The 21,350-nt window shown below is 63.8% G+C and carries 21 protein-coding genes and 2 pseudogenes; 7 read left to right on the top strand and 16 right to left on the bottom strand.

All coding sequences use genetic code 11. From position 1 onward, the window contains the following. Nucleotides 1-11 precede the first annotated feature (11 nt). Entirely contained in the window at nt 12-1,502 is a 1,491-nt protein-coding gene (locus ACVWW3_RS03350; RefSeq protein WP_354105140.1) for an HWE histidine kinase domain-containing protein, read from the top strand. Here the strand turns inward: ACVWW3_RS03350 and ACVWW3_RS03345 are convergent. Continuing rightward, entirely contained in the window at nt 1,499-1,720 is a 222-nt protein-coding gene (locus ACVWW3_RS03345; protein ID WP_456650935.1) for a hypothetical protein, read from the bottom strand. The genes ACVWW3_RS03350 and ACVWW3_RS03345 overlap by 4 nt on opposite strands. A 141-nt stretch (nt 1,721-1,861) precedes the next feature. Here ACVWW3_RS03345 and ACVWW3_RS03340 point away from each other — a divergent pair, with 141 nt between their 5' ends. Then, the gene (locus tag ACVWW3_RS03340) at nt 1,862-2,119 is read left to right on the top strand and encodes a hypothetical protein (protein WP_247347974.1); all 258 of its coding nucleotides are present in this window, start codon (nt 1,862-1,864) and stop codon (nt 2,117-2,119) included. A gap of 93 nt (nt 2,120-2,212) precedes the next feature. Continuing rightward, the gene (locus ACVWW3_RS03335) at nt 2,213-2,458 is read left to right on the top strand and encodes a hypothetical protein (protein ID WP_247347973.1); all 246 of its coding nucleotides are present in this window, start codon (nt 2,213-2,215) and stop codon (nt 2,456-2,458) included. Between the two features lie 125 nt (nt 2,459-2,583). On the opposite strand, the gene ACVWW3_RS03330 is transcribed toward ACVWW3_RS03335, so the two are convergent. Further along, entirely contained in the window at nt 2,584-2,790 is a 207-nt protein-coding gene (locus tag ACVWW3_RS03330; RefSeq protein ID WP_247347972.1) for a hypothetical protein, read from the bottom strand. 18 nt (nt 2,791-2,808) lie between these two features. Beyond that, complete coding sequence (locus ACVWW3_RS03325; RefSeq protein ID WP_247441920.1) at nt 2,809-3,030, bottom strand: hypothetical protein; 222 nt, start codon at nt 3,028-3,030, stop codon at nt 2,809-2,811. A 116-nt stretch (nt 3,031-3,146) separates the two neighbouring features. On the opposite strand from ACVWW3_RS03325, the gene ACVWW3_RS03320 reads away from it, so the two are divergent. The 3 genes from ACVWW3_RS03320 (at nt 3,147) to ACVWW3_RS03310 (ending at nt 4,570) form a co-directional block, all read left to right on the top strand. Further along, nucleotides 3,147-3,341, top strand: coding sequence for a DUF3072 domain-containing protein (locus ACVWW3_RS03320; RefSeq protein ID WP_247327823.1), 195 nt, complete (start codon nt 3,147-3,149; stop codon nt 3,339-3,341). Nucleotides 3,342-3,395: 54 nt separating this feature from the next. Then, the gene (locus ACVWW3_RS03315; protein WP_456671868.1) at nt 3,396-4,148 is read left to right on the top strand and encodes an IS5 family transposase; all 753 of its coding nucleotides are present in this window, start codon (nt 3,396-3,398) and stop codon (nt 4,146-4,148) included. A 104-nt stretch (nt 4,149-4,252) separates the two neighbouring features. Next, nucleotides 4,253-4,570: a DUF6496 domain-containing protein gene (locus ACVWW3_RS03310; protein ID WP_456650936.1), complete on the top strand. Its 318-nt coding sequence runs from the start codon at nt 4,253-4,255 to the stop codon at nt 4,568-4,570. A 15-nt stretch (nt 4,571-4,585) separates the two neighbouring features. Here the strand turns inward: ACVWW3_RS03310 and ACVWW3_RS03305 are convergent. From ACVWW3_RS03305 to ACVWW3_RS03245, 13 genes and pseudogenes are all read right to left on the bottom strand, one after another. After that, nucleotides 4,586-4,949: pseudogene (locus ACVWW3_RS03305) on the bottom strand (hypothetical protein). Nucleotides 4,950-5,247: 298 nt separating this feature from the next. Then, nucleotides 5,248-6,624, bottom strand: a complete 1,377-nt coding sequence (gene ltrA / locus ACVWW3_RS03300) for a group II intron reverse transcriptase/maturase (RefSeq protein ID WP_247446101.1) — start codon at nt 6,622-6,624, stop codon at nt 5,248-5,250. Nucleotides 6,625-7,100: 476 nt separating this feature from the next. Then, entirely contained in the window at nt 7,101-8,636 is a 1,536-nt protein-coding gene (locus tag ACVWW3_RS03295) for a Do family serine endopeptidase (protein ID WP_354045932.1), read from the bottom strand. Between the two features lie 117 nt (nt 8,637-8,753). After that, a complete protein-coding gene (locus ACVWW3_RS03290) occupies nt 8,754-8,966 on the bottom strand; it encodes a hypothetical protein (protein WP_354045930.1) in 213 nt (70 codons plus the stop codon). A 182-nt stretch (nt 8,967-9,148) separates the two neighbouring features. Next, nucleotides 9,149-11,005, bottom strand: a complete 1,857-nt coding sequence (locus tag ACVWW3_RS03285) for a putative bifunctional diguanylate cyclase/phosphodiesterase (protein WP_456650937.1) — start codon at nt 11,003-11,005, stop codon at nt 9,149-9,151. A gap of 265 nt (nt 11,006-11,270) precedes the next feature. Further along, nucleotides 11,271-12,008, bottom strand: coding sequence for a ribulose-phosphate 3-epimerase (gene rpe / locus ACVWW3_RS03280; RefSeq protein ID WP_354045926.1), 738 nt, complete (start codon nt 12,006-12,008; stop codon nt 11,271-11,273). Then, nucleotides 12,005-12,940 carry a CbbX protein gene (cbbX, locus tag ACVWW3_RS03275; protein WP_456650938.1) on the bottom strand — a complete coding sequence of 312 codons (936 nt, stop codon included), beginning with the start codon at nt 12,938-12,940 and terminating at the stop codon, nt 12,005-12,007. Before cbbX ends, rpe begins: the two co-directional genes overlap by 4 nt. Nucleotides 12,941-13,039: 99 nt before the next feature. Continuing rightward, nucleotides 13,040-13,447 carry a ribulose bisphosphate carboxylase small subunit gene (locus ACVWW3_RS03270; RefSeq protein ID WP_456650939.1) on the bottom strand — a complete coding sequence of 136 codons (408 nt, stop codon included), beginning with the start codon at nt 13,445-13,447 and terminating at the stop codon, nt 13,040-13,042. An 11-nt stretch (nt 13,448-13,458) separates the two neighbouring features. Further along, nucleotides 13,459-14,919 (bottom strand): form I ribulose bisphosphate carboxylase large subunit, encoded by a 1,461-nt coding sequence (locus ACVWW3_RS03265; protein WP_456650940.1) that lies wholly within the window; start codon nt 14,917-14,919, stop codon nt 13,459-13,461. 33 nt (nt 14,920-14,952) lie between these two features. Next, nucleotides 14,953-16,038, bottom strand: coding sequence for a class II fructose-bisphosphate aldolase (gene fba / locus ACVWW3_RS03260; protein WP_456650941.1), 1,086 nt, complete (start codon nt 16,036-16,038; stop codon nt 14,953-14,955). A 14-nt stretch (nt 16,039-16,052) separates the two neighbouring features. Next, nucleotides 16,053-18,075: pseudogene (gene tkt / locus ACVWW3_RS03255) on the bottom strand (transketolase). 16 nt (nt 18,076-18,091) lie between these two features. Beyond that, nucleotides 18,092-18,967, bottom strand: a complete 876-nt coding sequence (locus tag ACVWW3_RS03250) for a phosphoribulokinase (RefSeq protein WP_456650943.1) — start codon at nt 18,965-18,967, stop codon at nt 18,092-18,094. A gap of 12 nt (nt 18,968-18,979) precedes the next feature. Then, nucleotides 18,980-20,017 (bottom strand): class 1 fructose-bisphosphatase, encoded by a 1,038-nt coding sequence (locus ACVWW3_RS03245; protein ID WP_456650944.1) that lies wholly within the window; start codon nt 20,015-20,017, stop codon nt 18,980-18,982. Between the two features lie 119 nt (nt 20,018-20,136). On the opposite strand from ACVWW3_RS03245, the gene ACVWW3_RS03240 reads away from it, so the two are divergent. Next, nucleotides 20,137-21,108, top strand: a complete 972-nt coding sequence (locus ACVWW3_RS03240; protein ID WP_456650945.1) for a LysR family transcriptional regulator — start codon at nt 20,137-20,139, stop codon at nt 21,106-21,108. The last annotated feature ends 242 nt before the right edge of the window (nt 21,109-21,350 follow it).

Below are 21,350 nucleotides of genomic sequence, written 5' to 3'. Positions count from 1 at the left end.
TGGATGCCCGTATGGACCACCAAAAGGTCAACATCCTCCTCGTCGACGACCAGCCGGCCAAGCTGCTCGCCTATGAGGTGATCCTGAAGGATCTGGGCGAGAATCTCGTGATCGCCTCGTCGGGTCGGGAGGCTCTGGAGGTGCTGCTCAAGACCGAGATCGCGGTGATCCTGGTCGACGTCTGCATGCCCGAACTCGACGGCTTCGAACTTGCCGCGATGATCCGCGAGCATCCGCGCTTCCAGAAGACCGCGATGATCTTCATCTCGGCCATTCAAGTCAGCGACATCGACCGCCTGCGCGGCTACGAGATGGGCGCGGTCGACTACGTCCCGGTGCCGGTCGTGCCGGAGGTGCTGCGCGCCAAGGTCAAGGTGTTTGCCGAACTCTACCGCAAGACGCGCGAGCTCGAACGGCTGAACCAGGATCTCGAGGACCGCGTGCGTGCACGTACCGCCGAGCTTGAGAATTCTACCGCAAAGCTGCGCGAGAGCGAAGAGCGGCGCAGCATGGCGATCGCCGCCGGCAAGATGGGCTCCTGGGACTGGGACTGGATTACCGGCGACTGGATCTGGGACGAGGGGCAGTATCGCATCTTTGGCGTTGGCCCGGAGAGCTTCGAGGTGAACCCGGCCAACGTTCAGGCGCTGTTGCATCCTGATGAGGTCGATCAGTTGCGCAAGGCGATCGGCGAATTCAACAAGGGCACGCGCGCCTATGAAACGGAGTTCCGCATCGTGCGGCCTGACGGCGATGTGCGCTGGTGTGTCGGCACGGCCGCCGCCACGGCCGACGATAGCGGTCGGGTTCTGCGCGTCAGCGGCGTGACGGTGGACATCACTGAACGCAAGCGCGCCGAGGAGCGGCAGAACCTCCTGGCGCGGGAAGTCGATCATCGCGCCAAGAACGCGCTGGCACTGGCGCAATCGATCGTGCGCCTCACCCGCGCGGACGAGGTCAAGGCCTATGTCAACGCCGTCGAGGGGCGGATTAATGCACTGGCGCGCGTGCATACGATCCTGTCGCTGTCGAGTTGGCAGGGCGCCGAACTCTCGAAGCTAATCGACGAGGAGCTTGCGCCCTATTCCCTCGGCGGCCAGATCAAATTGGCAGGCTCCGAAGTTCAGTTGCTGCCGGCGACCGCCCAGACGCTGGCACTGGCGCTGCATGAGCTTTTCACCAACTCGGCAAAGTATGGCGCGCTCTCGACGCGGTCGGGACGGCTCGCGATCGGCTGGCAGGCCGAGGACGAGCTGCTCACGCTGACCTGGGAGGAGACCGGCGGCCCGCTTGTCAGGCCCCCGAAGTCCCGCGGCTTCGGCACGCGGAGCCTGCTTGCGAGCGTCGAGTCCCAGCTCGGTGGACAAGCGCATTTCGATTGGCGCGCCGAGGGCCTGCTGTGCCGCCTGGAGGTGCCGTTGATTCGCAAGACTGCCGCGACAACGACACCAGGCAAATTCGAAGACGCCAGCTCCGCCGAATTGCAGCGCGCATCCGGCTAGCCGGAGGACGCATTCGTCATGCGCTGCGCCGGACGCGGTTCGCGCGCGACGCGTCCTTCGAGCCAGGCTTCCGTTCGGGCGAGCTCGCGCAGCGCTTTTGCATAGCGGCGAGCAGCACTTCGCTCCGCGCCGCGGGGCAGCTTGCGCGCTTTGCCCAGGATGTCCGCGGCGGCGTTGCGATAGGCCAGCGAGCGGTAAAGAAAGACCACCTTATCCATATCGAATGTTCCCGTGGTGTGACGTGTTCATCCTCGCAAAGCCGGCATGAACGTCGGATGAAGCGGGCAATGACAATTCCTTCATCCGGATGGAACCGGCGAGCGTCGCAGGCGTTGGATGCGAGATCGGGATAGAGTTCCATGCGCACGAAAAAGTCGTCGGACCTGATCTCTCCCAGCGGCCTCGTCAAGCTGATGACGCATGCGATGATGGGCGCAGCCCTCGGCCTCGCTTTCAGCCTCGTGCTCGTTCTGACCAATCCAGCCGTCGCCAACCTGCTCAGCCACGGCGGAAGCCAGGCCGCTGTCGCTTTCGCCCTCACATTGGCGACGACATTCGCGATCGGCGCGACACTCACCGGCGTCGTCTTCATCCTCGCAGAGGACAAGGAATCTTGAAGGGTGCGTGATGCAGCGGAGCTCCTGTGTTCGGAACTCCTGTGACCGAGCGCGGTTGGCTGCCTGCGTCAATTCAACTCAGGGAGTTCCCCCATGAAGACAACCAAGCTCGCCCTCGCCGTGATGTTGGCAACCGGCCTCGCCGCCGCGCCGTTCGCCGTGCAGGCAAAGTCGCACAAGGCGAAACATGGATCCTCCATGTCGTCGTCGCAGACCACGGGCGCCAACACCAAATCCTCCAAGGGCGCCGATCCCTCCGGTCAGGGCGGCTCCGGCCCCGGCTCCGACCAGGGCGGCACCATGACGCACAACAAGGGTGGCATGAGCAACACCAAGTAGCTGCTCGGCGAAATTCAAGGAGGCCCCGCCATCGCGGGGCCTTTTTGCTTTGCTGAACCCTTCTCAGGCCGCTTCGCCAACCTCCGGCATCGACAAGCCCGCATGTCGCCCTGCGCGCGTACGCTTCAACGACGGCCGCCGGTGAGGTCGGGATGACAGCCCGCACGATCTGATTTCACGAGATGATCGAGCTGTCCGCTCTTGCGCACGATCAGGAGCTGGGCCGCGGCGTCGTCGAGCCCCTCGCGTTGCAGCTGCCGGATGGCCGAGCCCAGTTCGAGAATCTCGGCGCGCAGTCTCAAGATCCGGTACGTCGCCGGGTCTTCTTCCACGGCACACTCCCAAAGCTTTCAATGGCGCGCGATAGCACGCACGGGATTGCCGGCTTTCTTCGCGGAACGAAGGCGCATCCTGTCGCGGACATCCGGCAGGACATCGCCGCCACCTGCAGCCTTCCATTCGCCGATCAGAAGATTGATTTTCCAGCGCAGATCCATTTGCGCCAGGGCCTTCTCCGTGCAGTCGCGATCGCGGTCGACGAGCTCGCGCACGGACGCCTCGACATCGGCCATTTCCAGCCTCAACGCACTGATTTTACGTCGAATTTCATTAATTCTGTTGTCCATGACTTGTTAGAACAAAATAAGAACATATAGTCAAGTCACGATTTCAGGTCCGGAGAAGCGACATGCAGGTTCAGGGTAAATACGATGCCAGGGCTTTCCTCACAGAGCAGATGACCCGGACACAGGGCCTCAGGCTGAAACGGCTCAGCGAAGAGGCCTATCAACCCGCGCAATATGCGCGGGACCTGTCCTCCAGTGAGGCAGCACGGCGCATCCAGGTGCTGGAAGCGGAGATCGAGCTGGCGAATTCGTTCTAGGGTCTGTTGGGATTCAGGATTCTCATCGGGGCTTGGTTGTGATTCAAGCTTGGGATGGACCGATTCGTTTTGACTGACGCCCAATGGGCGAAGATGGAGCCGCATTGTCTTGGCAAGCCGGGAGATCCGGGCCGCAGCGGCAAGGACAACCGACTGTTTGTCGAGGCCGTTCTGTGGATCGCCCGAACCGGCAGTCCCTGGCGGGATCTGCCGGCGATGTTCGGCCACTGGAATAGCACATTCACGCGCTTTCGCGACTGGGTGAAGGCGGATGTCTGGAAGCGGCTGTTCGAGGCCATCTCCGACGATCCCGACATGGAATACGCCATGGTCGACGCCACCATCGTCAAGGTCCACCGCCACGGTCAGGGCGCAAAAGGAGGGACGCAAAGCCAGGCGATCGGCCGCTCGAAAGGCGGCATGACCACCAAAATTCTGGCGCTCACCGATGCGCTCGGCAATCTCGTGCGCTTCGTGCTCCTGCCGGGACAGCGTTTCGATACGGTGGGCGTGCCGCCGCTCATCGAGGGATTGGCCTTCAACGCGCTGATCGCTGATAAGGCCTTCGATAGCAACGCCATCATCGCCGAACTCGAAGCGCGTGGCGCCAAAGTCGTCATCTCCCAGCATCCGCGCCGTGCACAGCCTCTCGCCATCGACAAGGAGATGTACAAATGGCGGCATCTCATCGAGAACTTCTTCGGCAAGCTCAAGGAATTCAAGCGCATCGCAATGCGCGCCGACAAGACCGACCAGAGCTTCACTTCAATGATCTATCTGGCCGCGGCCGCGATAAACTCCAGATGAATCCCAACAGACCCTAGGCTGTCCGCTCAATCCAGGACGTTGCCTGCCCGCTTTCGGAACCATGCCTGTCGCGGATGGTTCTCCCCGGCCAAGGGAGAACATGCATGGCACGCAAGGCAAAGAAGCGCCGCTACTCGCGCAGCTCCGGCAGCGATGTCGAAAGCGAGGTGAAACGCTACAAGAAGAGCAGCGCGAAGAGCGGACCTGGCGGTCGAGGCGGACGCGTGAAGAGCCGCAAGCAGGCAATCGCGATCGGCCTGTCGAAGGCACGCAAGAAGGGCAAGAAGGTCCCGAAGAAGGCCGCGAAAAAGACCTCCAAGAAGAAGACCTCCAAGAAGACGAAGAAGACTTCGAAGAAAACGTCCAGGAAAACTTCGAAGAAAACGTCGAAGAAAACATCGAAGCGCAAATCCTCCAGATAGTCGCGCTGAACTCTGTCAGGTCATGCTGCCCGGCATGAAGCAGCGGATCGAAACGCCAAACGCGGTCTTCACCGGCCACACCATGGTTCGGCCGGCCCGGTTCGGCTCGGTGATCACGGCTTCGTCCGGGACCTCCACCCACTCCCCGTCGAAGCCGCACCCGATAATGCCCGTTGTGCGAGTCCCAGTCGGGATCGGCGACGGCAAACCCATCCGCATCCGAGCAGCACGGACCGAGATGGCTGCGCAGGCCGTCGAACCACGGCTTGAGGGGTGAGTCCGCGTAGCGGCCGTCGTCGCGCCCGAGAGCGTTTCCACCCCACAGCACGAATGGCGCCACGAGCAGCGCAGTCCTCAGCGAGAGCTTCAATCGATCCATGTCGGCACCGATCAAATGCGAACTGCCGGCCAGCTAGCTCAGCGGCGGCAAGTTCGAAGTTCCACGCTTGCAATCGTCCCGGCGGCTTCATTGCCGCCGACTCCATACGAGATCCGCAATTGTGATGAGCGAACACGGCTTTTTCGGACGAACCGGGTCATCCTCTCTGCCGTTAACGAGAATGTTATCGGCGGCCATCCGGAATCCTGAAGGCAATCGGGATAGGGGGACGCCTCGCGGCGTCGCCCCTCCCACACCACCGTACGTACGGGTCCGTATACGGCGGTTCGGTGGATTATTATGCGGGTCTCGGAGCCGCGATGGAAGCCAAGCCGAGTGACCTGAAGAAGACAGTTTGCAAGGCAATGTTAAGCGCAGGGCTCGCCGCCAACCGCCAAGGGCCATGTGGGCTGCCGGCAGTTTGAGCCGCCAGATCCCGGCCGACACCACGGCGTCGCAGTTCGGCAAAGCGAGTGCGACCACGCTTCCACTGCTTCCAGGCGATGGCGCGCAACCGCCGCCTGATCCACTGATCGAGTGCGCTCAACACCGACGGGGTTTGGCAGAAGCCGAAGTATCCGCGCCAGCCGACAAGGTAAGTGGACAGCTCCTTGGCGATCTGTTCGAGGCTTCGTCCGCACGTGCGTCGCGTCAGCTCCCGGACTCTCGCTTTGAAGCGGGTAATCGCCTGCGGTGCGATACGCCGCCGCGGCTCCTTCCCGCCTGTGAAGCTGAAGCCCAGGAACTTGCGGACGCTCGGCTTGGCAACCGCGCTCTTGGCCTTGTTGACCTTCAGCTTGAGGCGCTTTTCGAGGAACTTCTCGATGCCGGCCATCACCCGCTCGCCGGCCTTTCGACTGCGCACATAGATGTTGCAATCATCGGCGTAGCGCACGAAGCGGTGGCCGCGCTTCTCCAGCTCCTTGTCCAGCACATCCAGCATCAGGTTCGACAACAGCGGCGAGAGCGGGCCGCCTTGCGGCGTACCTTCCTCCGTCGCGCTGACCAGTCCCCCTTCCAGCACGCCCGCGGTCAGAAAGCCGCGGATCAGCTTCAGGAGGCGCTTGTCAGCAACCCGCTTGGCAACCAGCCCCATCAGGATGTCGTGGTTGACCCGGTCGAAGAACTTCTCCAGGTCGATGTCCACGACAAAGCCGTGCCCGGACGCGATGTACGCCTGCGCCTGTTCCACAGCCTGATGCGCCGAGTGCTTCGGCCGGAAGCCGAAGCTCGTTCCGGAGAACGTTCCGTCCCAATCCGCCTGCAGCACCTGCAGTACCGCCTGTTGGATGAAGCGATCGAGCACCGTGGGGATGCCGAGCGGCCGAGTGCCGCCCGATGCCTTCGGTATCTCGACGCGTCGTACCGGTTGCGGCTTGTAGGTGCCCTCCAGCAACTGGGCTCGGATCGTGGGCCAGTGCTCCTTCAGGTAGGTCGGCAGCTCATCAACGGACATGCCGTCGATGCCTGCCGCACCTTTATTGCGCTTCACTCGCGCCAACGCTTCCTTCAGATTCTCACGCTCGACCACTGCTTCCATCAACGGCCCTGCGACCGCCGGGCGTTCGAGACTGGCTTTCGCCGCACGTGCTTCGGCCTCTTGGGCGGCGGCCTTCGGGGCTTCACCCCTCGCTCCGGTGCCCAAGTTCAGTTCGATCTGTTTCTTCTGCCGCATGGCTCGCACGAGATTACCGCTCTACTGGCCTCTTCCACCGTTCAGGCCTTCGGCAGCGCGCCGCCGCCTACTATGCCCTCGGCTGACTTCTGCACTGCGGTCAGGCCGCCTTGCGACGGCCTCAGTCCCGTTGCCGGGACACAGCACAGACCTCCCGAGGTAAGACCGACCGCCTTCACCGCACCCCCGCCGGATTTACCACCCCGGTCCTTGATGACTGTGGACTTCGCGATCAGTTGCTCGCTCGTCCGGCCGGGTAGGCCTCGTTATCCGGTGCTTGTCCATCGGGCCGCGGCTTTGCTCCACGCTGTCTTCAGACCCCACCTCACGATGACGCCCTTGCGCTTCGCTAATCCTTCGCCGCCATCAGGCTGGATAGAGGACTTCCACCTCCAAGCTGTCGTTCATACTCGGCACACAACAGGAAAGGCGGCCCGTGGGCCGCCTTTTTGGATTTGCGCGGATCGACGTTCGACTTATGCGAGCGGCACCGCGACGAATCGGGTCGCCTGCGCGTTTCTGATCTGCAGCAGCACGCTGCGCTTGCCGGACGATTTCGCCTGCGCCAGCTCCGAACGGACATCACCGATATTGGCGACGGCCTTGCCGCCGACGTTGAGGATGACGTCGCCGGTCTGGATGCCGCGCTGCGCGGCCGGCCCTTGCGGATCGACTTCAGTGACGACGACGCCCTTCTGGCCGGCGCCCTGGACGTCGCCGGCCGGAGCCAGGCTGAGCCCGAGACGCGGCGTGCCGGCATCCGGCTGCGCCTTGCCCTCGTCGGCCTTAGCCTGCCGCTCGTTCGGCAATTCGCCGAGCGCCAGCGTCACCGTCTTGCTGTCGCCCTTGTGGACGACATCGAGCTTCACGGACGTGCCCGGTGCAAGCGTAGCGATAGTGCGGGCGAGATCGCGGGAGTCCTTGATCGCGGTGCCGTTGACGGCGGTGATGACGTCGCCCGCCTCGATGCCCGCCTTCGCTGCCGGGCTAGCGTCCTGCGGATTGTCCACGATCGCGCCGCGAGCCTCCTTGAGGCCGAGGCTGTCGGCGATATCCGATGTCACCGGCTGCACCTGCACGCCGAGCCAGCCGCGTGTCACCGCGCCCTTGTCCTTCAACTGTGCGACGACGAGCTTTGCGGTCGAAGCCGGAATGTCGAAGCCGATGCCGACCGAGCCGCCGGAGGGCGAGAAGATCGCGGTGTTCACGCCAATCACGTTGCCATTCATGTCGAACGCCGGACCGCCGGAATTGCCCTTGTTGATCGGTGCGTCGATCTGGATAAAGTCATCGTAGGGACCGTTGCCGATGTCGCGGCCGCTGGCCGAGACGATGCCGGCGGTCACGGTGCCGCCGAGGCCGAAGGGATTGCCGACCGCGACCACCCAGTCGCCGATGCGCGGCTTCTGGTCGGAGAACTTGACGAACGGAAAATCCTTCTTGCCCTCGACCTTGATCAGCGCGAGATCGGTCTTCGGATCGGTGCCGACCACCTTCGCGGTATAGGTCTGGCCGTCATCCATCGTCACCTGCACCGACTCGGCGTGGTCGACGACGTGGTTGTTGGTCACGGCATAGCCGTCGGCGGAGATGAAGAAGCCGGAGCCCTCACCCGTGATCGTCTGGTGGCGCTGGCGCGGCATTCCGTTCATGCCACCCGGACCACCGAAGCCGAATTGCCGTGAGAATTGGTCGAACGGCGTCGCCTCGTCCGAATCCATCCGGTTCTGTTGCAGCATCGCGCTCTTCTCGCTGTCCTGGTCGATTTTGACCCGCACCGAGATGACGGCGGATTTGACCTTGCTGACGAGATCGCCGAAGCCCTGCGGTGTCGTGGCGGTCTCCGCGGCCTGGGCGGGCGCAATGAAGGAGGTCGCGCTGAACGGCGAAGAGCCGGGAGCAGTCGCCAGCACGGCCAGGCCAAGCGCGGCCACGGTGCCGAGCAGCGCGAGCCGGCGCGGCCTCAGGATCTTGCGGGACGTGGTGGTGTCGGAATTGACGCGATCGTTCATGTCGATATGTCCATGTTGGGTAAGTCGCCTTGCACCCAACATGGCGGTCGCCACCTTACGGCGTCCCGTCCACGCGATTAAATCTTGGCAAAGAAGACACGGAGGCCGGACGAAATGTCACGCCGCGGCAGGCCTCTCCCACGCCGTGGCCGCGACAGCGTCCTCGTCATGTTGCGCATTGCACGCATCGTAATGTGCCTTGAGTTCGACTTCGGCGAGATATTCAAAATGTTCGGCCTGGCCGAGCAGTTCCCAGTTCTGGAGCGGCCGGTAGGCGGCCTGCTGACGACAGAGGGACGCCAGCGCGCGGTAACGACGTACGTTCTCCATGAGAGCCTCCCTCGCGTTCACAGGGGTTATGGCCCTTATTTGCGTCAGGGCGATGGCGGTCGTGCAAAACATTTGCTGCGCCCGCAGCGCGCCCGGCTCGGTTGCGTCTAGGAAATGCGTATTCGAGCGAAAGTTCCAATCAGCGCGGACTTGACGCTCGAAATCCTGTCGCAGGCCAACGGCTAGGCGTAGAGGCGCCGCTCCACGGTCACGCCGACGACGTCGAGATAGCACTCGATCAATTCGGGCCGGCCGATGAGATAGCCCTGCATCTCCTCGCAGGCCTCGCGCGCCAGGAAGGCGCGCTGCGCTTCCGTTTCCACCCCCTCGGCGACGACCGGGATATGCAGAGCGTGCGCGAGGCTCAAAACCGCGCGGACGATCTCGGCCGATTGCGGGCTCGCCTCGAGATTGGAGATGAAGCTGCGATCGATCTTGATCTTGTCGAACGGAAACGACTGGAGATAGGACAGTGAGGAGTAGCCGGTGCCGAAATCGTCCATCGCGATGCGGATGCCGAGCGCCTTCAGCCGCCGCAGCAGATTAAGCGCGCGGGTGAAATCGCCGATCAGCACGCCCTCGGTAATCTCGACCTCGAGCCGCGTCGGGCTAAGCCCCGTCTCCAGCAGGATCTGGTGGATCGAGCCTTCGAGATCGCCAGCCTGGAACTGGACCGGCGACAGATTGACCGCCACCTGCAACGGCCGCGGCCACGACGCCGCCTCGCGGCACGCTTCCCGCAAGGCCCACTCGCCGATCTGGATGATCAGACCGTTCTCCTCGGCGAGCGGAATGAACTGGTCGGGCGGCACAAAACCCCGCGTCGGGTGGTTCCAGCGCAGCAGCGCCTCGAAGCCGATGACCTCGCCGTTGATCCGCGCCTGCGGCTGGAAGTAGACGAAGAGCTGGTTCTGCTCCACCGCCTGCCGCAGGTCGTGCAACAGCAACCTGCGGTCGCGCAGCTCCCGGTCCATCTCGGATTCGAAGAAACGCACCGTACCCCTGCCCTCGCGCTTGGCGCGATAGAGCGCGGAATCGGCGTTTGCGAGCAGCGTGGCCGCATCCACGCCGTCATCCGGGTAGAGCGCGATGCCGACGCTCAGGCCGACATGGGAAAGATAGTCGTCGACCTCGAGCTCGTTACCGATCGCCTCGACGAGACGCTCGCCGAGCGTCAGCACCTCTTCGCGGCAGACATCGTCCGGCACCAGGACCATGAACTCGTCGCCGCCGATGCGGGCGACGAAGGCGCTATCGGCTTCCGCTGCAAGGCGCTCGGCCGCCGCGCGCATCAACATGTCGCCGACGGGATGGCCGAACACGTCGTTGACTTCCCTGAAGCGGTCGAGATCGAGGCTGAGCACCGCAAAACTGGTCGACGCCTCCTGCGCCCGTTCCAGCCGCTCGCTCAGCGCCGCATTGAACGCGCTGCGGTTCGGCAGATCGGTCAAGGCATCATGACGCGCGAGGTGGCTGATCCGTTCCTGAGTGGTGATGCGCTCGGTGACATCCTCGATGACGCCGACCAGATATTGCGGATCGCCGGCGCCGTCCGTGATCAGCATCTTGCGCGAATTGACGACGCGATCGTGGCCCTTGACGCCGACTTCAAGCAGATGCTCCTCGAGGAACATCGGCATGCCGCTGGCGACGACGCGACGATCCTGCTCGTTGACCATTCGGGCGACGTCGGCCGGAAAAATCTCCTCAGGTGTCCGGCCCAACATCTGTTCGCGCGGCACGCCGTAATAGTCCTCGCCAGCGCGGTTGAGCAGGATATAGCGCGAATCCCTGGCGCACTTCGCAAACACGGCGATCGGGATATTCTCGACGATGGTGTCGAGGAACTCCTGGGTCCGCAACAAATCCTGCTCGACTTCGTCATGCGTGTGTGCTCGCGCGTCGGTCATTCGCTGGCGTTCGCGGTCGCTCACCTCATAGGCAGCGCTGACGAGCTCGCCCAGCTTGGCAAGATCGACCCGTCCGGTTGCGTCGGTGGCGCAGCGGAGCTGCTCGGCGAACAAGCGATGCATGCTCATGCCATCGCTCCCCGCCGCGTGCAGGCCTGATGCCCGCAGATATCTTCGATCCGCATCCCCGCGCTCTCTCAGCGTTTCCAACCGCAGATTGAGACGCATAGCATTGCGCGGGCGTTAATCGAATTTTCGTCTCGATGCGTTGGTTAGCCCGGCCTGAAACGAGCTGATCATTTGGTCCGTCATCCTCCGTATTTCTCCGGAGGAAAGTGGCACGCCTTGGCACAACCAGACCGGCGCCGGATCGGCCCCGCCTGTATACCGTATTTTACCGGATGAGCGCGGTCTCGCCGAGACGCGCCGGCCTTCCGGAGACATCCTGCAACTTCGGAACTCTGCCGGCCTCCGCCGCGCCGCGAATGGCCGCGATGTTCGCGGCATAGTCCGCGCTGCTCTTGCCGCGAAACACAGCGGAACCCGCCACAAGCGTATCGGCGCCCGCAGCGGTCACGGCAGCGGCATTGTCGCGCGTGATGCCGCCGTCAACCTCGAGCCGGATTGGACGGTCGCCGATCAAGCTTCGAATGCGCCTGATCTTCTCGAACTGGGACTCGAGGAAGGACTGGCCGCCAAAGCCCGGATTGACCGTCATCACCAGCACGAGATCGACACGATCGATCACGTATTCGATCACGGCTTCCGGCGTCGCTGGACAGAGGCTGACGCCGGCCTTCTTGCCGAGCGCGCGGATGGCCTGGAGCGAGCGGTCGAGATGGACGCCGGCTTCGGCATGCACCGTGATGACATCCGCACCGGCCTTCGCGAACGCTTCGAGATAGGGATCGGCCGGCGCGATCATCAGATGAACGTCAAAAATCTTCGCCGTCAGCGGCCGGATCGCCTTGATGACGTCGGCGCCGTAACTGATGTTCGGGACGAAATGCCCGTCCATGACGTCGCAATGAATCCAGTCGGCGCCCGCCGCGTCGATCGCAGCGATCTCCTCGCCGAGGCGCGCGAAATCCGCGGCCAGGATCGAAGGCGCGATGAGGATTTCTTTCGTCATGGCTTCGCACTCCTCTGCGCGTCCGCACCGCCGCTGAAAACGCGGCTCGCCAGGACGTCCATGGGATCGATCGTTTCGAGGTCGGCGATATCGAGCATGCGGTCGAGATCCGACACCAGGCGATCCGCCTGCCGCAGCCGGATGCGGTCGACGGCGTTGCGGATCGAGCGCGCATTGGAGAAGAACGGCTGGGTCCGGCGCAGCGCGATGTACTTCTCGAAAGCTTCACGCGCCGCCGCCGAGAGGCGATAGCCGCGCTCCCTCAGCATCAACTCGGCAATGACGAGAAGCTCTTCCTGCGCATAGTCCGGGAAATCGATGTGGTGCGCAATGCGCGAGCGGAAGCCGGGATTGGAGGCAAAGAAGGTCGTCATCCGCTCGCCATAGCCGGCAAGGATGACGACGAGGTCCTCGCGCTGGTTCTCCATCACCTGGAGCAGAATCTCGATCGCCTCCTGGCCGTAGTCGCGTTCGTTGTCGGAGCGATGCAGATAATAGGCCTCGTCGATGAACAGCACGCCGCCCATCGCCTTCTTCAGGATCTCCTTGGTCTTCGGCGCGGTGTGGCCGATATACTGACCGACGAGATCGTCGCGCGTCACCGAGATCACCTGCCCGCGCCGCACGAAACCGAGACCATGGAGGATCTTGGCCATGCGAAGCGCGACCGTCGTCTTGCCGGTGCCGGGATTGCCTGTGAACGACATGTGCAGCGTCGGCGGCGACGAAGCCAGTCCCGCACGCTGCCGGATGCGTTCGATCAGCAGGAGCGACGCGATCTGACGCACCCGATTCTTCACCGGTTTCAATCCGATCAGCTCCTGCTCGAGCTGTTGCAGCGTGCCGGTGATGCCGGCTGCTTCGGCCTCCTTGCGGAGATCGAAATTGGTCTCGCCGGGCTCAGTGGTCATTACGTGGGGAACATCCAGCATCGGCACCTCGAAGAAAAGGGCTTCGCCGCGGGGGGAGCGGCGAAGCAGTGGTCCGCCAAGGAAACGGAGCAGGGAGTGCTCCGCGCGGAGGAGAATGATTTAGGTTTGCGCGTGCGCGGCCGGCCGGCGCACGGTGGTGTAGCGGATCGCGCGTCCCCCCACCTCCTGCCGCACCAGCTCGAACTCGGCCTCCTGCGGCGGGCGGTTGACGAGGAACGAGATCCGCACCGATTCCCAACCAGGGCTGGAGTCGAAGCCGTTGAGGCGGATGTAACGGTCGCCATACACTCTGCGGCATTCGGCGAGCTCCATCATCACGCCGGCGGCGTCCTGGAGATCGAACATGGGCAGACCCCACATCTCCCAATAGGTGTTGCGGGGATGCGGATCGTCGGTGAACTCGATGTTCACCGCCCAGCCTTTGGTCAGGCAATATTGCACCTGCTTGGTGATCTGGTCGTCGGTCAGATCGGGCAGGAATGAGAAGCAGCCTTGGGTCAGCTTCATGTCAAGTCTCCTCAAACGGTTTCGAGCGCGGTCGGCACGAAGTCCGGCGTGTCGGTGGATTGATAATTGAAGGAGACGTCCTTCCAGACCTCGAGCGCAGCTTTCAGCGGCGTGCAAGTCTCGGCCGCCCTGGCCAGGATCTCCGGACCTTCATGGACGTAGTCGCGACCCTCGTTGCGGGCGAGGATCATCGCTTCCAGCGCCACGCGGTTAGCGATCGCGCCGGCCGCGATGCCCATGGGATGGCCGATGGTACCGCCGCCGAATTGCAGCACGACATCCTCGCCGAGGAGATCGAGCAGCTGGTGCATCTGGCCGGCATGGATGCCGCCGGAGGCGACCGGCATCATCTTGTTCAGGCTCGCCCAGGACTGGTCGAAGAACAGGCCGTGTTCGAGCTTGGTCGGGTTGAAGTCTTCGCGGCAGACATCGTAATAGCCACGCGTGGTGTTCGGATCGCCTTCGAGCTTGCCGACCACGGTGCCGGCATGGATGTGGTCGACGCCCGCGAGCCGCATCCATTTGGCGATGACGCGGAACGACACGCCGTGGCTCTTCTGCCGCGTATAGGTCGAGTGACCGGCGCGATGCAGATGCAGGATCATGTCATTGCGCCGCGCCCATTTCGCCATGGACTGGATCGCGGTGTAGCCGATCACGAGGTCGATCATGACGATGCACGACCCGAGTTCCTTCGCGAACTCGGCGCGCTCGTACATGTCCTCCATCGTTCCCGCGGTGATGTTCAGGTAGGTGCCCTTCGCCTCACCGGAGGCCGCCTGTGCCCGGTTCACCGCTTCCATGCAGTAGAGGAAACGGTCGCGCCAGTGCATGAAGGGCTGCGAGTTGATGTTCTCGTCATCCTTGGTGAAGTCGAGCCCGCCCTTCAGCGCTTCGTAGACCACGCGGCCGTAATTGCGGCCCGAGAGGCCGAGCTTGGGCTTGACGGTCGCGCCCAGCAGCGGCCGGCCGAACTTGTCGAGCCGCTCCCGCTCGACCACGATACCCGTCGCCGGTCCCTGGAACGTCTTCACATAAGCGACTGGGAAACGCATGTCCTCCAGCCGCAACGCCTTCAGCGGCTTGAAGCCGAACACATTGCCGATGATCGATGCCGAGAGGTTGGCGATCGAGCCCGGCTCGAACAGGTCGAGGTCATAGGCGATGTAGGCGAAATACGAGCCCGGCGTGCCCGGCACCTGATCGACGCGGTAACATTTTGCGCGATATTTTTCGGCGGCGGTCAGGCGATCGGTCCACACCACCGTCCAGGTCGCGGTCGAGGATTCACCGGCGACTGCGGCCGAAGCCTCGATCGGGTCGACGCCCTCCTGCGGCGTGACGCGGAACAGCGCGATGACATCGGTGTCCTTCGGCACATAGTCGGGCTCCCAATAGCCCATGCGCTTGTATTCCATCACGCCAGAGCGATATCTTTCCTTGCCGCGGACGGTTCCTGCGTGTGCATTCATGGCTCTCTCCTGCTCTTCTCTCTCTCTGAATGATTAGGCCGCGACGGGCTCGCGGGCGTCGACGCTCGGATCGAGTTCGCCGGCGCGGTAGCGCCGCGCCATCTCGCTCAAGGGAATGACCTTGATCTGGCTCGCGTGTCCCGCGGTGCCGAACTGCTCGAAGCGGTCGCGGCAGAGCTCGCGCATGGCGTCCATCGCGGGCTTGAGGAATTTGCGTGGATCGAACTCGGATCGTGTTTGCGCTGCAACTTTGCGAAACACCGCGGTCATCGCCAACCGGCAGTCGGTGTCGATATTGACCTTGCGCACGCCGCTCTTGATGCCGCGGACGATCTCCTCAACCGGCACGCCCCAGGTCTGCGGCATCTCGCCGCCGAACTCGTTGAACATGTCCTGGAGCGGCTGCGGCACCGAGGAAGAGCCGTGCATCACGAGATGCGTGTTCGGCAGCCGGCGATGAATCTCCTCGACCACCCGCATCGCCAGGATGTCACCGTCCGGCTTGCGGCTGAACTTGTAGGCGCCGTGCGAGGTGCCCATCGCGATCGCGAGCGCATCGACCTTGGTGGCGCGGACGAAGTCGACCGCCTGGTCGGGATCGGTCAGCAACTGGTCGTGGCTGACTTTGCCCTCGACGCCGTGACCATCCTCCTGCTCGCCGCCGCCATGCTCGAGCGAGCCGAGTACGCCGAGCTCGCCTTCGACGGAGGCACCGACCCAATGCGCGAGATCGACGACGCGGCGGGTGATCGCGACGTTGTAGTCGTAATCGGCCGCGGTCTTGGCGTCGGCCTCGAGCGAACCGTCCATCATCACCGAGGTGAAACCATGGGCGATCGCGGATGCACAGGTCGCCTCGTCGTTGCCATGGTCCTGGTGCATGCAGAGCGGGATGTCTGGATAGGTTCGCTCCAGCGCGTCGATCATGTGCGAGAGCATCATGTCGCCAGCATAGCTGCGCGCGCCGCGCGAAGCCTGGATGATGACCGGCGCATCGACCTCGGCCGCCGCCTGCATGATCGCAATGCCCTGCTCCATGTTGTTGATGTTGAACGCCGGCACCGCGTAGCCGTGACTGGCGGCGTGATCGAGCAGCTGACGAAGGGTGATACGGGCCACGACAATTCCTCCTGTTATTGCTTGCCGGCGCGGGCAATCGCCCGCCGGGCCGCTTCCGCAACGCTTTGCGGCGTGATGCCGAACTCGCGGTAGAGCACCGCTGCCGGCGCCGAAGCACCGAAGCCGCGCATGCCGACGAATTCGCCGTCAGTGCCGATCCATCGATGCCAATCGCCGGCGACTGCCGCCTCGATGCCCACCCGTGGCACAGTGCCGAGCACGGCAGCGCGGTAGTCCTCCGGCTGCTCCTCGAACAACGCGAAGCAGGGAGCGGAGACCACGGCCGCGCGGACGTGCTCGGTGGCCAGCAGGCGAGCCGCTTCCAGCGCGATGGACACTTCCGAACCTGTTGCGATGAGCGTCACGTCGCGGCCGCCGTCGGGCGAAACGATGAGATAGGCGCCCCGTGCGACGCGGTTTCTACCGCGGACATCGCTGCGGAAGGTCGGCAGCGCCTGACGCGACAGGCACAGCACGGAGGGGCGATTTTCGGATTCGAGCGCGCAATCCCATGCTTCCAGCGTCTCCACCGCGTCGGCCGGACGGAACACGAGCAAGTTCGGAATGACGCGGAGCGCTGCGAGATGCTCGACCGGTTGGTGCGTGGGGCCGTCCTCACCCAGGCCGATGGAGTCGTGGGTCATCACATGAATGACGCGGATCCGCATCAAGGCCGCAAGGCCGGATCGCCGGACGGCTGTAGTCGGAGAAGGCGAGGAAGGTGCCGCCATAGGGAATGAAGCCGCCGTGCAGCGCGAGGCCGTTCATCGCGGCCGCCATGCCATGCTCGCGGATGCCGTAATGGATGTAATCGCCTGCGAACGCGTCGCGCGTCACCGGAGCCTGCGCCTTGGCATGCGTCAGGTTCGAATGCGTCAGGTCTGCGGAGCCGCCGACCAGCCCGGGAATCGTCCCGGCGATGCCGTCGAGCACTTGTTGCGAGGCCTGCCGCGTCGCGAGCTTGGGACGCTCGGTGGCAAAGCGTTCGCGTAACTTCGCCAAGGCCTGGGCATAGGCGTTCGGCAGGGCAACCGCCTTGCCCTCGACAAACAGGTCGCGCTGCTCGGGCGTCGCGCATTCATAGCGATCGAGCCAGGCGAGACGCTCGACCTGCCCGCGCTGCCCGATCATCCGCCATGCTTTCATGATCGTGACAGGCACCACGAAGGGTTGATAGTCCCAGCCGAGCGTTCGCCGTGCTGCCGCCATCTGTTCAGCACCGAGCGGAGCGCCATGCGCCTTCTCGGTGCCCTGACGATCCGGCGCGCCATAGCCGATGATGGTGCGGCAGGCGATCAGCGAGGGCTTTGCGCTCTCACGCTCCTCCGCAATCGCCTGCGCAACTGTTTCGGGATCATGCCCGTCGACACGGCGCACCGACCAGCCGGAGGCGGCGAAGCGCGCGAGCTGGTCGTCGGAGGTCGCGAGCGAGGTCGGGCCGTCAATGGATATGCCGTTGTCGTCGAACAGCACGATCAGGCGCGCAAGCTGGAGATGGCCAGCGAGCGAGATCGCCTCCTGGCTGATGCCTTCCATCAGACAGCCGTCGCCGACGATCACATAAGTGAAATGATCGACAAGGCCTTCGCCGTGCCGCGCATTGCCCATTCGCTCGGCGAGTGCCATGCCGACCGCGGTCGCAATCCCCTGGCCCAGCGGACCGGTCGTCGTCTCGACGCCCGGCGTGTGGCCATATTCCGGATGGCCCGGCGTCTTGGAGCCCCATTGCCGGAACGCCTTGATGTCGTCGAGGCTGACGTCGCCGCCGGTAAGATGGAGCAGTGCATAGAGCAGCATCGAGCCATGGCCCGCCGACAACACGAAGCGATCGCGGTCCGGCCAATTGGGGTGAGCCGAGTCGAATTTCAGGAATCGCGAGAACAGCACGGTCGCGACATCGGCCATGCCCATGGGCAGGCCGGGATGGCCGGACTGCGAGGTCTCGATGGCGTCGACCGCAAGGAAGCGAACCGCGTTGGCGAGATCGTTGTGCGCGACCGCCGAGAGGTCGGCTTCGGCGTGGACGGAGATGTTCATCGGATACTCCCCTTGTTCACTTCAGGTTTCGCTTGCGCTCGATGAGCTGCATGATCAGCGGCGTCAGGATCAGCTGCATCGCGAGGTCGAGCTTCGCGCCGGGGCACACGATCGAATTGGCGCGAGACATCCAGCTTTGCGGCAGCATCGAGAGCAGATAGGGGAAGTCGATGCCGCGCGGGTTCTTGAAGCGGATCACGACCATCGATTCGTCCGGCGTCGGGATCCAGCGCGCGATGAACGGATTGGAGGTGTCCACCGTCGGCACGCGCTGGAAGTTGATGTCGGTCTCGGAAAATTGCGGGCAGATATAGTGGATGTAGTCAGGCATCCGCCGCAGAACGGTGTCGGTGACGGCCTCGGTCGAATAGCCTCGCGCACTACGGTCGCGGTGCAGCTTCTGGATCCATTCGAGATTGATGACGGGCACGACACCGATCTTGAGGTCGGCATAACGCGCGACGTTGACCTTGTCGGTGACGACGGCGCCATGCAGGCCCTCGTAGAACAGCAGATCGGAGCTCTCCGGCAGCCGTTTCCATTCGGTGAAGGTGCCTGGTGCGGCGCCATGCAGCGCGGATTCCTCGGCGTCGTGGACATAGTGCCGCGTCGTCGCCGTGCCGGTCTCGCCATAGTCGCGGAACGCCCGCTCCAGTTCCTCGAACAGATTGGTCTCGGGGCTGAAATGGCTGAAATGCCTGTTGCCGCGATCGGCCTCCTTCGCCATCTGCGTGCGCATCTCCGCGCGATCGTAGCGATGGAAGGCGTCGCCTTCGATGTAGGCGGCGTTGACCTTCTCGCGGAAGAATATCTGTTCGAAGGTCTTCTTGACCGAAGTTGTGCCGGCGCCGGAGGAGCCGGTGATGGAGATGATCGGATACTTCCTGGACATCGGATGCCTCGCTCACAACCGGAAGAAGCCGCGCCGCGCGAACAGCGGTGCGGAGACGCTGGCGACCAGCAACGGATCGCAATGCAGTTCCTCGACGCGCTGCACCTCGTTGCTCGAGCCCATGATCAGCGGCACGCGCTGGTGCAGGCTCTGTGCTGAGAGCTCGAGGATGCGCTCGCGCCCGGTCGTGGCCGAGCCGCCGGCCTGCTCGATGATGTAAGCCATCGGGTGCGCCTCGTAGACGAGGCGCAGGCGGCCGTCGCCATAGCCGGGCCGTGCATCGGAGGGATAGAGGAACACGCCGCCGCGGGTGAGGATACGGTAGGCCTCGGCGACCAGCGAACCGATCCAGCGCATGTTGAAATTGTGGTTGGCCGGCCCTTCCACACCGGCGAGGCATTCGTCGACGAAGGCGCGCACCGGCTGTTCCCAATGCCGGCGGTTCGAGGCGTTGATCGCGAACTCCTCGCACGTCTCGGAAATCTGCACGGCGCTGCGCGCGAGACGGAAGCAACCGGACTTGCGGTCGAGCGTGAAGATCTCGACGCCGTCGCCGAGTGTCAGCACCAGCGAGGTCTGCGGACCGTAGGTGACGAACCCCGCCGCAAGCTGCGCCGAACCGCGCTGATGGAAGGCGAGCGCGAGATCGTCGGGCGCGGGCAGGATCGAGAAGATCGTGCCGACGGTCATGTTGACGTCGATATTGGAGGAACCGTCGAGCGGATCGATCGCGACGCAGATCTTGGCCTCGCGATCGCCGATCTGCGGTTCGCGCATCTCTTCCGACGCCAGTGCCGCGATCGGCAGCTTGCCGAGGCAGCGGCGCAGGATCGCGTCGGCCTGGACGTCGAGATCGCGCTGGACATCACCGTCGCTGTTGCGGCCGGTGGTCAGGCCCGAGGCGTCTGCAAGGTCTCCGGTCGCGATGAGATCGGCGATCTCGATCGCGGCCGCGGCAATGGCATCGACTGCGGCCGCCACGGCCAGCGCATGGGGTGCGGTCTCGGAGTACCGTTGAAGGTGGTCGTCCAGCCTGAGTTGCCCTGTCATCTGCGTCCATCCCTTTGCTGGTGCCGCATCCAGTCCCTCCCCGCTGGAGGTTGGTGCAGTCAGTCCCAACAATGAGGAGATTGACAGGGGCGGCTTAATAAGGAAAATTTCTATTCATAATGAGTGCCAAAGAATTATCTTATAATGTCCACTCGGCAGCGCAGCTCCGGCATCTGACGATCCGGCAGCTCCGCTCGCTTGCGGCGCTCTCTGCCAAGGGCAGCGTGACGGCAGCCTCGAGCCAGCTCGGACTGACGCAGCCGGCAGTGACCCAGCAGCTGCGCCAGCTTCAGGATCTCGCCGGCCTGCCGCTGGTGCAGCGGACCGGCGACGGCATGCTGCTGACGGAGGCGGGCAAGGAGGTGCTGACGCTCGCCGAGCGCGTCGAAGCCGCGATCGCCGACTGCCAGGGCGCGCTCGACCTGCTTGCGGGGCGAACCGGCGGCACCGTCCATCTCGGCGCTGTCTCGACCGCCAAATATTTCGTGCCGCATGCGATCGCGGCGTTCTCGAAGCGGTATCCGAAGATCGAGATCAAGCTCACCGTCGGCAACCGCGAGGAGATCCGCGAGGCCATGCACGGCTACGACCTCGATTTCGCGGTGATGGGTCGGCCACCGGCCGACGTCAGCGTCGACGTCCGTCAGCTCGGGCGCAATCCGCATATCATCGTCGCGCGCAAGGGACACTGGCTGGAGAAGGATTCCGGCCTCAACCTGACGGACCTCGTGCACGAGACCTTCCTCACCCGCGAGCCCGGCTCGGGCACGCGGACGCTGATGGAAGGCATGTTCCAGAGGTCGGATCTCGAGCCGGTCATCGGCATGGAGATGAGCAGCAACGAGACCATCAAGCAGGCCGTCATCGCCGGGCTCGGCATCGCCTTTATCTCGGCGCACACCGTGGCGCACGAGCTCACCGAGGGCCGGCTCATCGTGCTCGACGTCGCGGGCCTGCCGATCGTGCGGCAATGGTACGTGATCCGCCGCAGCGACAAGGTGCTGTTGCCGCCGGCGCAGGCGATGTTCGATTTTCTGGGCTCGGAGGGGTCGAACTATCTGCCCGACGTGCCCGAACTCGGCGCGCGATAGCCCGCCGAAATTCAGCCCATCAGCTTCATTGCGACCGTCGCGGCCAGAATGACGATGATCTGGAGCAGGCGCTCGGTCGTGAAGATGCGGTTGAAGGTGGTCATCGCTTGCCCCGGAATATCTCTGTGCGGACTTTGCTAGCATATGCCGGCATCGAGATAACTCCGTAATCGCCACGAGTCCTGTCGCCACCAGTCCTGTCGGCGCGCCAACAGACGTCAGCGCCGGAACTTCCAGGACGT

The sequence above is a fragment of the Bradyrhizobium sp. LM2.9 genome, from assembly GCF_054056555.1.
This window is presented reverse-complemented; position numbering and strand designations above follow the sequence as displayed.